The following is a 12,151-nucleotide window of genomic DNA, read 5'->3' as shown; positions in this document are numbered from 1 at the left end:
CTTTACCGAATAAGGATACGTTTTATGGTTTTAAATATTAAGAGTATATCTAATAACATATTTTGTTCTTTTACATACTTCAATTGTAATCGTAATTTTTCAGGCCGGATCAGTTTTTCATATGCTTCATCTGGGTCAGCTATACCCGAAGCCTCAATGATTTCACCCTCATTGTGAAATTGTATTGAGGCAAAGTCTGTAATCCCGGGTCTAACTGTAAGTATAATTTTTTCTTCTTCAGTATACAGGTCGACAAACTTTTGAACTTCCGGTCGAGGACCAACCAGGCTCATATCACCTAAAAATACATTGATGAGTTGAGAAAACTCGTCAAGCTTATAATTTCTAATGTATTTGCCAACACTTGTTACTCTCGAATCATTTTTATTCGTCGATGATGCACCAATATTTTCGGCATTAATAATCATGCTGCGGAATTTATATATCCGAAACTGAATTCCATTTAAGCCCACTCGTACGCCGCGATAAAATATTGGACCTTTAGAATCCAGTTTAATCCAAAGCGATATAAATAATAAAAAAGGGCTTAGTACGATAAGCCCTAACGATGAACAAATAATGTCGAATAGTCTTTTTTCCATCAATTACATTCAACTTCCTCAATATTCAAATATAACTTAATTTTTATTCTTTTTCAATTTTTTTTAACACATATACTACTTGTCCAACTAACAAGGGAAATGCTTTCGCAATAAGAAAATACAATGATGGTGCACGCCTAGACAAAAAACGACCAAGCGGTGGTATTAAAGCGCCATTTTGTATCGTTATCAATTCAGTCATTGTTCCGATAGAAAAATATCTCGATAAGTTTTTCCTGTTTAACGCATTATAATTAGGATTTTGTGGTTTTTTATACCTCCAATCTACAAGAACTAAATAACCGCCATGTTTGCAAACTCTTACCATTTCATTAGAAATTGCTTGACATAGATTATCATCAGGCAATGTGGAAAACATAGTTGATTCAAAAACAATATCAAATTTATTTTTCTCAAATGGCATATTTGAAGCATCTCCAGAAGTTAACTTTGCCTGTGGGAATGATTTTATTCCTTGTTCCAGACGCTCATTATTTAAATCAATACCATAAATGTTTTCAATTTGGAAATCCAGTCTAACAAATTGAAATATTTCTACTCCATTACCACATCCTACATCAAGAACCAACGCAGATTTTGAATCTTGATTAATATATCCAAAAGCCCGGATAACTGAAACTTCAAGTGCAAGATTCTGGAATAAAACTTCTTTGTTTCTTCTAAGATTATTTCTATTTTTTCCGTGCTTACCATAATAGACATCATACCATTTTTTTGTAACTTCTTCTCGATTTAACATATTTATCCAATTTTGTCTTAAACTGTAATTAATTATTAGAAGCTAAATGTCTATAAAAAATACGATCCGAAGCGAACTTCTGTATTCTGGTATAATTAATAGATTCTGATATTATGGATTGTTCTTTAAGTTACTATTATTTCAATTCATTGCTAAATAATTCGTAGTTCTAAATTGTTCATGAATTTCACTGTAGCATTTAATGGGAAACAAATACCCGGATTTTGTGATACGAAATATCTTCATATTGATTTCACGGAAAAAATACCAATAATCTTGAAAATATGTTCTCGAATCAATGTTGCAACCACCAAATTCAAAAGTAACAATGTCAATTTGTTTTTTTTCAAACATTTTGCATGCACCAAGAAGAGCATCAAGTTCATGACCTTCAATATCTATTTTTAACAAATGAATATGATTTACTGTATTTTCAAAACAATAATTATCAATAGTGTCTAGTTTTATCTTCTCTGTTTTATTAAAATCAATTCCAAAGTGATCTAATCTTCTCTTTGAGAGAGATGCCAACCCGGAACCAGATTTGTTAAAGTATAAACTCGCCTCTCCTTTTTCTTTACTTATTCCTATGTTATTTAACTTAATATTTTTGATGTCTTTAACATTCTTTACTAGTAAATTAAATGTATCGGGACCAGGCTCGAAACAGTGTAAACTATAATCCTCAATTAATAAGTTTTTCATTACAAGTTTGACATATTCGCCTTGGTTTGAACCAATATCAAATATGCAAAATGGTGGTACGCATTTTTGTCGTAGAATCTGAAAAATAGCCCCCTCACCACTAGACAGCACACCGCTACCAGAACCTATTCCCATTAATATTTGGGATATTTTTACATTGTATTGTAAGACGTTTTGAATAATTTCATTCCCCGACAACTGTATTAAAGCAGATTTAAATATATTCATTTGTAATACTCCATGTACGATTAACAGATTTATCTGTATTTATTTAATAACGATTTCAAATATTCCATTATTTCAGAATTAATATTATCAGAATCAAAAGACTTATCAAACAAGCGTATCGCATTTGATTTCATTGTTTCTAATTCACCTAAGTTATTTAATAAATAGGTAAGACAATCAAATAAATTATTTTCACTACTAGCATCATAAATTAACCCACATTTGTTTTTTAATAATAAATTTTCAGATTCTCCCTTCAAACTCGATATAATCGGCAGTCCCGCAGACAAATATTCAAAAAGTTTATTTGGCAACCCCTGGGGAGCTCCTTTCGCGTAAGCCATTAAACCGATATCGGCAATTTGTGACATACAGTGAAGTTCCGAAGCATTCAACCAGCCCGTAAATATGATATTTTTTAACCCTTTCGATTTATTCATCCATATTTTTTCCTGTTCACCCTTGCCTGAAAAAACAAATTGAACATCTTTTGTTTGTAATTTATTTGCTGCTTTAATAATCGGGATTAAATCATAAGTTTTTCCAAATGTTCCTGAGAACCAAAATATTAATTTTGATTTGTCGATTCCAAGACCATAAAGTTTTTCCTTAATATTTTCATTTTCTGCACTTGGTAAAATCAACCGTTTATACCCAAGCGAAAACACTTTATCAGATACATTTTTGATTCTTCCAGAATAGGATAATGCCCAGTTTAGATATCCAGGTGAGACAGCAATAATAGCAGAACATTGTCTGAATATAGTTGCAGTATCCCTAAATAGTTTAAACAATAATACTTTACCCAGCCATTTGAAACGATGAGGTAATACATCGATGAAAATGTCCGGCCATAAATCACGGACATCTATGATAACCGGGATATTATTTTTTTTACCAAATCGAACAGCCTCCAAAGATAATTCAATTGTAGGAAATGAACAAAGGATCAAATCGGGCAATGGTTCTTTCACTGCTTGATTTATAAACGCTTTTCCAATCTGCCAATGATTTATCAATCTCCTGATCGAAATATTTTTTTTATATCCCATTCCGTGTAGGAATATCATCGTTAAATTATTATTAATTAATACTCTATCATTATTTTCTTCAATGAATGATTTTGATAAATGATCATATTTTGAAGTCCACCATACTATGTCATGCCCTTGAGTTGATAAATAATGAGCTAATATTCCAGTTTTATGTAAACGACTTTTTGAATAAGTCGGAAGTGGCTCACCTACCGTTAATAACCATAGTTTCATAGGGATTCGTTTAATATCATTTTACATGCATTGTAAACATCTTTATAATTTATTGATGTTATACATTTTGATTTATTTTCAATACATTCTTTCAGTAAACAACCTTCACATTCTATTTTTGTTCTAAATACTTTGTGTCCTGTTCCATACGGATACCATTTGCCAGGCATATCAATTGATGAAAATATTGCAACACATTTGATTCCTGCTGCAGCAGCCATATGCATTGTTCCGGTATCATTTCCTAAATATAACTTACAATGGGATAATAGCGCGATTCCTTCTCGAACATTAACTTCTCCAGAGACATTAAAACCTTTTTCTAGTCTGCTAACTAATTTTTGATTATTAATAAAATCCTTTTTTGAACCAAACATAATCGGTTCTATGTTAAATTCTTTGATTAATTCTTTGAGAACAGAATAATAATTTTCAATAGGCCAACATTTACTCGGCATATTACTTACGGGGGCAACCCCTATAAGTATTTTACTTGATAGTTGATTATTAATTAAAAAATTTTTTGATTTATTTTTTTCCGAATTATTTAAGTGCAGTTTAAATTCTCCGCACCCTTTTTCTGGAATGTCAATATCTAAATCCGACAATTGGGCCATAAGCATGTCGGCAACATTCTCGGACTTACAAATGTCGCCATCAATATCTCTTTCAATGATATTTATTTCTGAATTCGGGCCAATGACTTTCTTTATTCCGCAAAATAAAAGAAACGTTTTTCTAAATGCCGACCAATATGGTGGTTCTAAAACAATGCCTATTTCAATCTTTTGAAAGTAAAGTATAAACCATACTTTCAGATATGAACTATATCGTTTTATTATTGAATCATAATTTGTGATATACAGAAATCTGTCTACCAATCCAGATTGAGCAAGAATCTCAGGGGGAGTGACATAATCAGAATTTGGTAATTTCATCCATAAATAGATTATTTCTGAATTAGGGTAATTATTTCGAATGAGATTCAGTGCCGGTAGAGATACCAATGTATCTCCTAATAATCCCGATTTAAATATTAATAATTTATTTTTTCCCATCTTGAATATTAACTTTTTATGAAAGCAATTATTTTCATTTTTAAAATGAGAATAAATGAATTACTATTTAGCTTTTCTTCATCCTTTTTCATTAAACTCATAATATATTTTAATATAACAATGAGAATATAAAATATTACAAGCTGTTTTGTAAAAAATATAAATATTTTTAATAATGAAATGGCATGAAACATCGTAATTGTATAAAATGAAAACGACCATAATGCCATTTGTTCAAATTTTCTTCCAACATAATATTTTTGCATTTTGCCCATTATGAGACCAACAATTATCATACCAATAAATATTCCGGACCAACCAAACCTTTCATACATTTCTCCAAGTAACATCATAGGTGAAGATCCACCTATTTCCGTTCTAAATTGGTATTTTTTCATCATTAGAGTCGCATCATAATTTAGTTCAAGCCCAATTTCTGGTCTTATTAATGTTGGAATGATAAAGATTGGAAATTTATCAATATCTTCAAATCCTCTGTGCGGATATTTACTTGGAATATTATCAATTAGAAAACTAACTGATTGAACATCACTTAATCTGCGGGATAACGATATTTTTGTAAAATCATCAACTATTTCAATATTGTCAGTGCTTAATTTCAATAATGTAATATCGGTAATCACTTTTGTAATCCGATCATAAAATGATGATTCATTACGCTCATTTGAAGTCAATCGATAGCTTCCAATAATCACAGTTAAAAAAGAAAAAATGAAAATGGAAGCCATTATTATGATGCCCTTCTGCACTTTTGACTTCCCGTACTCAAGAAAAAATATAAAGGGTAAAATAAGAAATATAAAACTACTACTTCGAGTACCTGTAGGAAGCATTAATAGAGTTGGGATTAATATTATTATTACCGTTCTAGTCAGCTCCTGAGAAGATTTAATCACCAAATATCTATTAACTTGAAGAATGATTCCTAAATACACTATATAAATAAGATAACCTACAACACCAAGAAGATTGGCATTCTCAAAAGAATAAGATTCTATTCCCGCAACATCTTTATGATAATAAATTCCGGAATACAGATATATAAAAACGATCGGAATTATTAACATGGTTAATAATAAATTAAATTCAAATGATGTAATTTCAATACTACTTAAATATTTGTCTTTAAATATAAATAATTTTTTACGCGGTTTAACTAACATAAATCCTAAAGTAAGGCCGAGCATACCAATTGTCATCGCCCATAAACCGGGGCTTGTTATTTCCCATAAATCCATTTCCATTGCAAGAGAGGGATGGGAAATTGTCATAATTAATATTGTTGCAACCGGATATTGAATCACATGTGCTAAAATTAATATTGTTATAGGTGAGCTCCATAAATACCCAGATACGTGCAATGCAAATCCTGCTGATATAAGTGATGCAATCACCGGGATTACATACTCTTCGGTATTAATATGAACACTATTGAGGTAGAAAATCACGAAGACAACAAATGCCCAATAATATTTTAGTTCTTTTTGAGAATTAAATATTTTATTTATTTTCATTCTAAGCGTGAAGATCTGTTGGTAATAATTTGTTGGTATGCGGATTTCATAATAAGAGCGGTCTGATCCCAAGAATAATATTTTTTCACAAATTCTCTCCCATTTTTTCCGATTTTTGCTGTCAGTATTTTATCCTTTATTAATATTTGTAACTTAGTTGCTGCGACTTCAATATCCCCATTAGGGATAATAAATCCTGTTTTACCGTCAAGAACAACCTCACTCAATCCTCCGGCATCAGAGACCACGACAGGTAGCTCGCAGGATGAAGCTTCCAAAACTGCAACTCCAAAACTTTCACTTCTCGAAAGAGCAACAAATAAGTCGAATTCATTTAAGTATTTTGGGACTTCTTTTTGTGCAATCTCCCCCACAAATATTGTACTATCCTCAATTCCTAACGAATTACACAGTGATTTCAATATTTTTTTTTGCTCACCATCTCCAATAATCATTAATTTTAATTTGCTTTCTGGCATTGTCTTTTTGAGAATTGCAAATGCTTTTAACAACCTATCTATTCCATATAGATGATGAAGTTTTTTTATTGTTCCGATGATAATTTCCTGTTTATTTCTCTTGTTTTTTAAAGGTTTGTATTCAATGCAATCTATTCCAAATGGTGTAATTAATATAGGTTTTGTCGTATACTTATTTGTTTCTTTCGCCATCGCTCGTGAGGTAGAACATATTAAATCTGCTTTAGCTAAGATGTATTTTAATAAATATCTATTCACAAATGACTTATGTGGAGCTATATATATATCACTTCCCCATACTGACATTATAAATGGTTTTATATTCACGGAAAGACAAGCTAATAATCCATAACCGCCTGCATAGTGTGCGTGAATAAATTCGGGATTAATTTTCTTTATAAGAGAACGGACTTTAGGTGCTGCAGCCAAATAATTTAATAGCGATGAACCATTTTTTTTAAATGTGATCACCCTAACATTTTCTATTGTCGATGCTTCGAAAGAAATTATTATTATTTCATAGATAGTAGAAAAATATTTCGCCCATCGAATAGTATGAATGTTTGCAGCATTAGCAAGATAAACAATTGTTTTTTTTTTCATTGTTAACTTACTACAGCACAACAGTAAACATTACGTGTAATATATTTCGGGAGTTTACCGTAAAAGTGAAAGTGAAGTGCAGAAATCAGAGGTTTGACAAAAAGGTAATGTAAGAATATATATATGATTTTCTTCATTGTATTTTGAGGAATGGTTTCTTTAAATATTATTTGACCATTAAAGTTTGCTTCCGTCAATACATATTTAAAGAGGTCAGGAGTCATGAGTGTTTTATGCGTAAGATCTCCAAAATACGTCGGCAAAACAAAAGGGCAGTCAGGGTTCGGCATTCGCAAAATAAGTTTACCGTTCGGCTTAAGAATTTTATTTGTATTCATAATCAGATCTTGAATTTCTGAAGGGTTAATATGTTCTATGACATCCAGTGCAATAATGACATCATATTTTTCAACACATTGTGATACATAGGAACTCCAATCTGATACGGTAATATTCACACCAAGAACATTTTGTCCATGTTTTACTAGCTCATTGTCAACATCTATACCTTTGACAGCTTTAATTCCATTTTCTTTTAACACTTTTAAAAAACTTCCAGATGCACAACCAATCTCCAAAACATTTTGCAATTTATCATTAATATCAAAAAAAACTGAAATAGAATTTAATGTTCGAAGCCCTTGTGTTATTGCTTCTGAAGTATTTGGGAGATAACGTGATGCATCATATTTAGAGTAATTCATAATTGTTCTGTTGAATGTCCGTTAATGATTTGCTGAGGATGCTTTGAGATTTAATCGTCGAATAAACAGAGAAACGAGATGCACTCCATCAAAGTGAGTAAGCTTTTTCCAGGTAAACTGTATTTCGAAATTTTCAATTCTCGGTGCATCAGAATCAAACCTATCAAAAAGGCTGGTTAATTTCTTCTGACTATATATTGAAATTGTATTGTTTTTGGTATACATATTCAACTTGATTGATTTTATTCACGCGGGCTTCAGGTTAAATTATTAAATGTTAAGTGGTTTTTGAAGCAATACGATTGTTGTACCGCGTATATGAATTATATTTGGATATTGGTGTTTTAATGTCCGAATGTATCTCGTTACACCAGACCACCATGCACTATGACGATAATCGTGCCAACCTATCCAACCACCGGGTCGTAGGATCTTCAAAGCATTTTCAGTGTCGTTCACAACAAAATTATAATCATGGTTGGCATCTACCCAAACAAAATCACATTTTTCTGTCCAAGGATTGAAATCAAATGTCCTACTGTCACCATATTCTTGTTGTATTCGCGATTCTTCCGGGGTATTAATATAATCTTCACCAATTTTGTGTGTGACAACAGAAATTGGTAAATCTAAGGTTATAATTTGACAATCTTTGCTACTATTTGAAGCCAATAAACGCGTAGTTCTTCCTACAAAAGTACCAATCTCAAATATTATTTTTGGTTTAATTTGTTTTACCAGATATGCTAAAGAGGAAAGCTCCATTAGTATTTGTGTTCCCCCATTTCTTTGTGAATAGTATTTACCAACAATTTGAATATCTCCTCCTCCAGGAATTTTCTCCTCAATACTTACACTTTTTAGTATATTATCATCAGTTTCAAGATCTACTGCACTCAATACTTGGTGCACAAACTTCTGCGTTTCGTGGGGATTATAAATCAGGCATACACTTAAACGGAATATTATTCTCGGTAACGCAGTGAAATATGTTCGAATGAGATGAATGGACCCGAATATTTTATTTAACATGTGATTGCCCATTTTCATTGAGGTTTGAGATCGAATCAATTATTTTTTTAATTCTTTCTTTACTGCTATATCCGTCTGTATGACATCTCAATAGTCCATTTTTTGCGATCAATATTCGCTTTCCGACATTTGAAATAAAGTATTTCGTTTTTTCGAATAATTCTTCATCAGAAGAAAAATATTCCGCTTCTTTTCCTTCTGTAAACAGTTTCTTATGTTCATCGCTTCTTTCTGCAAGCATAAATCCTCCACACGCAGGTATTTCTATGCTTCTTGTTGTTTGCAAATCACGATTAATCTTTCTAAGAAAACATAGATTTATATCAAAAGAACAAATTGCTTTTGCATATTCCATTCCCCACAATGCTCGGCCTTCTACTTTTAACCGTTTATTATATTTTCTAAACTTTGGCCATGGCCCCCATATTCTTACATTTATCCCATTTTCAGCTAAATATGTTAACGTCGACTCCCTTTCACGTTCCCAAAAACCGATAAACCCAACTGACCCGCCCAGAATATTTTTATCCTTTAATGCAATTTCATAAGGATGATGTAATAACTCGCTAAAAGAGTTGTCCATCATAATTACATTTTTAGCGCCCAAATCTTGAAGTTCTTTAACATTATAGGACTTAGTCGTTATATGGTGATCATAAATTGGAATTGATTTCAAATATTCTAATGACTGATTATTTGGGTTCATCATATCATCTGGAGAGTAGGAAATCAAGATTATTTTGCTATTTATTTCTTTAATATTTAATAACGTATCGCTAAGTATTGATAATCCTTTGTCTATCCATACAATATTTTGCTGCGAAGAAGTTATTACTTCCAGCATTCTTGCGTTTGCCTGTGTTAAATCGCTTTGATTAAATATTTTTGATTTAATACGATCTTTTGTTTTTGTAAAAATAGATCTTTTAAGGTGGTTTCCTGTGTCAATTCCAATAACATTATGTCCTAATGATTCAAGCGCCTGATATCTTTGATAACATGTCCCACCTAATTCCAATGGTCCGATATAGAGAATATTCATTGTTGATATGCAATTAATACAAAAATATTTTTTTCAATCTTTAAAAAAAATTAAACGTTGAGAATATATTACATCTTTATCAGACTGCCGAACATGAAATTAGTGATTCTACGCGTTTAGACCAAGAATGTCTTTTTAAGACAGCATTTCGTGCATTTTTCCTTATTTCTTCGCATCTTTTTTCATCGTTAAGCAGAATCACAATTTTTTTATAACAATCACTGAAATCTGTATACGTCTCAATGTCTTCTCCGAGTGTATACACTCTTGATAGATGTTTATTATATGAAGTAAGATACAAAGCTCCACAAGATGGTATTTCAAAATCACGACCTTTTAAACATTGAAAAGAACTTGATACTACATAACCAAATCCGAGGTTTATTCTACTTTCACTGAATATTTGAACAAGTTCATCATTAGTTTTGTAACCTCCCTCCCAACCTTTACCAAAACAATTCACTGAAATTCCCCTTTTTCTTAGATAATTAATCAGCAATTGCCGTTGTCCATAAAATTGACCGCAAAAAGTTACATCATATTTGAAACTCGTTTGTAAAGGTTTAAAATAATGAGGATTTGCCCCTGGGGGCCAAAAAAGTGCATTAGCTCCCAATGCGCGATATTTTATTAGAGAATCAATCGAATTTGTGAGGTTGAGATCATATTTTTTACAAATATCAATAGGTCCAGAATATTGGTCACCTGTTTTATATCCTTTAAAAAAACGTACATCATCAAGATGAAATGAAAATGTAGGTATCCCTAATTGGTTAATAACTTCAATGGTGTGTTTTGAGATATGTGAACCAGACAGATATGATATTATAAAATCAATACTATCATTTTTATGAAGGTTTGAAATATAATTTATGATTTTACCGTCGACCTCTTTTCTTACATCAGACAAATTTGTATTTAATTGAATATGGTCTTTTAAATAAAAATTACTAATTCGTCCTAAAGAAGATATATCCGGGGGTATATTATGCAGTTCCCAATCAGTGGGAATGCTGACGTATAGAATGTGATATCCTCCGTGTCGCTTTTGCGGAGGCCATGTGATTCCGCGAGATCCTAATTTCTTGTTTAACTGTTTAAACACATTGTCCGTATTTTCGCCTTGATAAATGTTGCGTGATTTCGATAAATGACGATACACGCTGTTTTCAAAAATAATATGCACATTGTCTTTTATGTTATTAATTTTATAAAAGACATAATATAAATATTGATTTTGTTTTACGAGTACTTTTAATATTTTTACTATTTTATCTGGAATCATTATTTATTTTCAACGATAACAATGTTTATGTTAGATAAAAGACAGAAGATGCTTAAAATTACATTTCATAATATTCTTCCTGCGATTGTTTTTTAAACCAAAAGCAACCGCAAGCATATTCTGAACCGATAAGGTCATTCTTTGATGCAAAGTTAATAATACCTCCACCTTTCGAATCTTCAGGTATTACACTAAACTCCACAAGCTCATATTTTGGGAAATAACCAATCACTTGGTCGTAGTTATAAATTCTGTGAGCGTTATACATAATTTTTGATTTTTCTCCCATCGGAACAACGAATAATAAGGAACCTCCAATTTCAACAACCCTTTGTAATTCAAAAATTGCTTTAATGTCTCCCTCTGGATCGAACGGATCCCCATATCGACCCAAACCAATATGTTCAACTACGTGCATGCAGGAAAGTGATTGAACGGAGTTATTTTTAAGGGGTAAACTTAAAAGGTCGCCTTTTTTTGATTTGAGTTGTGTAAGATTTAATTCGGCAGGTCGATAATCAAAGAAGTCTACAGGGACAAATGCAGAAATAATCGAACAAAAATAAAGGCTCGAAGAAATGTCAACATGCTTATTAGGATTAATTTTAGCTACACATCTTGCAGCCCACGCCGTATGAAATACATAATGTCTATCAAAAGTTGTATTATTAGTCCGATCATCTAGACACGCCTTTCCCTCGGAAAAGCGCATTTCAAATCGTTTTGTTGACTTTCTTAATAATTTCTTAAATCCAATATATTCTTTAATATAGAATAAATATTTTGATAGGTTTAATAGATTTTTAACACCAAGAAGAATTAATAAATTTTTGAATTGCCTCACCTATTC

General features: G+C 31.5%; 12 protein-coding genes. All 12 read right to left on the bottom strand.

Annotation, left to right across the window (positions count from 1 at the left end; all coding sequences use genetic code 11):
* Positions 1–2: 2 nt before the first annotated feature.
* On the bottom strand, positions 3–602 hold the full coding sequence (locus tag WDA22_01240; GenBank protein MFA5832075.1) for a sugar transferase: 600 nt from the start codon (positions 600–602) through the stop codon (positions 3–5).
* Between the two features lie 43 nt (positions 603–645).
* Positions 646–1,362 (bottom strand): class I SAM-dependent methyltransferase, encoded by a 717-nt coding sequence (locus tag WDA22_01235; protein MFA5832074.1) that lies wholly within the window; start codon positions 1,360–1,362, stop codon positions 646–648.
* A 141-nt stretch (positions 1,363–1,503) separates the two neighbouring features.
* The gene (locus WDA22_01230; GenBank protein ID MFA5832073.1) at positions 1,504–2,295 is read right to left on the bottom strand and encodes an FkbM family methyltransferase; all 792 of its coding nucleotides are present in this window, start codon (positions 2,293–2,295) and stop codon (positions 1,504–1,506) included.
* 29 nt (positions 2,296–2,324) lie between these two features.
* The gene (locus tag WDA22_01225; GenBank protein ID MFA5832072.1) at positions 2,325–3,563 is read right to left on the bottom strand and encodes a glycosyltransferase family 4 protein; all 1,239 of its coding nucleotides are present in this window, start codon (positions 3,561–3,563) and stop codon (positions 2,325–2,327) included.
* On the bottom strand, positions 3,560–4,621 hold the full coding sequence (locus WDA22_01220; protein MFA5832071.1) for a glycosyltransferase family 9 protein: 1,062 nt from the start codon (positions 4,619–4,621) through the stop codon (positions 3,560–3,562). The genes WDA22_01225 and WDA22_01220 overlap by 4 nt, the downstream gene beginning before the upstream one ends.
* 8 nt (positions 4,622–4,629) lie before the next feature.
* A complete protein-coding gene (locus tag WDA22_01215; GenBank protein MFA5832070.1) occupies positions 4,630–6,156 on the bottom strand; it encodes an O-antigen polymerase in 1,527 nt (508 codons plus the stop codon).
* The gene (locus WDA22_01210) at positions 6,153–7,238 is read right to left on the bottom strand and encodes a glycosyltransferase (GenBank protein MFA5832069.1); all 1,086 of its coding nucleotides are present in this window, start codon (positions 7,236–7,238) and stop codon (positions 6,153–6,155) included. The genes WDA22_01215 and WDA22_01210 overlap by 4 nt, the downstream gene beginning before the upstream one ends.
* Positions 7,239–7,240: 2 nt before the next feature.
* Positions 7,241–7,942: a class I SAM-dependent methyltransferase gene (locus WDA22_01205; protein ID MFA5832068.1), complete on the bottom strand. Its 702-nt coding sequence runs from the start codon at positions 7,940–7,942 to the stop codon at positions 7,241–7,243.
* Positions 7,943–8,212: 270 nt separating this feature from the next.
* Complete coding sequence (locus WDA22_01200; GenBank protein ID MFA5832067.1) at positions 8,213–8,842, bottom strand: class I SAM-dependent methyltransferase; 630 nt, start codon at positions 8,840–8,842, stop codon at positions 8,213–8,215.
* A 121-nt stretch (positions 8,843–8,963) separates the two neighbouring features.
* Positions 8,964–10,016 (bottom strand): glycosyltransferase, encoded by a 1,053-nt coding sequence (locus WDA22_01195; protein MFA5832066.1) that lies wholly within the window; start codon positions 10,014–10,016, stop codon positions 8,964–8,966.
* Positions 10,017–10,095: 79 nt separating this feature from the next.
* Positions 10,096–11,301, bottom strand: a complete 1,206-nt coding sequence (locus WDA22_01190; protein MFA5832065.1) for a glycosyltransferase — start codon at positions 11,299–11,301, stop codon at positions 10,096–10,098.
* 58 nt (positions 11,302–11,359) lie between these two features.
* The gene (locus tag WDA22_01185; GenBank protein ID MFA5832064.1) at positions 11,360–12,145 is read right to left on the bottom strand and encodes a DUF268 domain-containing protein; all 786 of its coding nucleotides are present in this window, start codon (positions 12,143–12,145) and stop codon (positions 11,360–11,362) included.
* Positions 12,146–12,151: the final 6 nt, after the last annotated feature.

The sequence above is a fragment of the Bacteroidota bacterium genome (assembly GCA_041658205.1).
Classification (GTDB): Bacteria; Bacteroidota; Ignavibacteria; order UBA10030; family UBA8401; genus UBA8401.
The sequence above is the reverse complement of the archived record's forward strand: the minus strand, read 5'-3'. Positions and strand labels throughout refer to the sequence as shown.

Coding starts and splice junctions, on each gene's coding strand:
- WDA22_01240 (MFA5832075.1), bottom strand. CDS start 602: ATGGAAAAAAGACTATTCGACATTATTTGTTCATCGTTAGGGCTTATC.
- WDA22_01235 (MFA5832074.1), bottom strand. CDS start 1,362: ATGTTAAATCGAGAAGAAGTTACAAAAAAATGGTATGATGTCTATTAT.
- WDA22_01230 (MFA5832073.1), bottom strand. CDS start 2,295: ATGAATATATTTAAATCTGCTTTAATACAGTTGTCGGGGAATGAAATT.
- WDA22_01225 (MFA5832072.1), bottom strand. CDS start 3,563: ATGAAACTATGGTTATTAACGGTAGGTGAGCCACTTCCGACTTATTCA.
- WDA22_01220 (MFA5832071.1), bottom strand. CDS start 4,621: ATGGGAAAAAATAAATTATTAATATTTAAATCGGGATTATTAGGAGAT.
- WDA22_01215 (MFA5832070.1), bottom strand. CDS start 6,156: ATGAAAATAAATAAAATATTTAATTCTCAAAAAGAACTAAAATATTAT.
- WDA22_01210 (MFA5832069.1), bottom strand. CDS start 7,238: ATGAAAAAAAAAACAATTGTTTATCTTGCTAATGCTGCAAACATTCAT.
- WDA22_01205 (MFA5832068.1), bottom strand. CDS start 7,942: ATGAATTACTCTAAATATGATGCATCACGTTATCTCCCAAATACTTCA.
- WDA22_01195 (MFA5832066.1), bottom strand. CDS start 10,016: ATGAATATTCTCTATATCGGACCATTGGAATTAGGTGGGACATGTTAT.
- WDA22_01190 (MFA5832065.1), bottom strand. CDS start 11,301: ATGATTCCAGATAAAATAGTAAAAATATTAAAAGTACTCGTAAAACAA.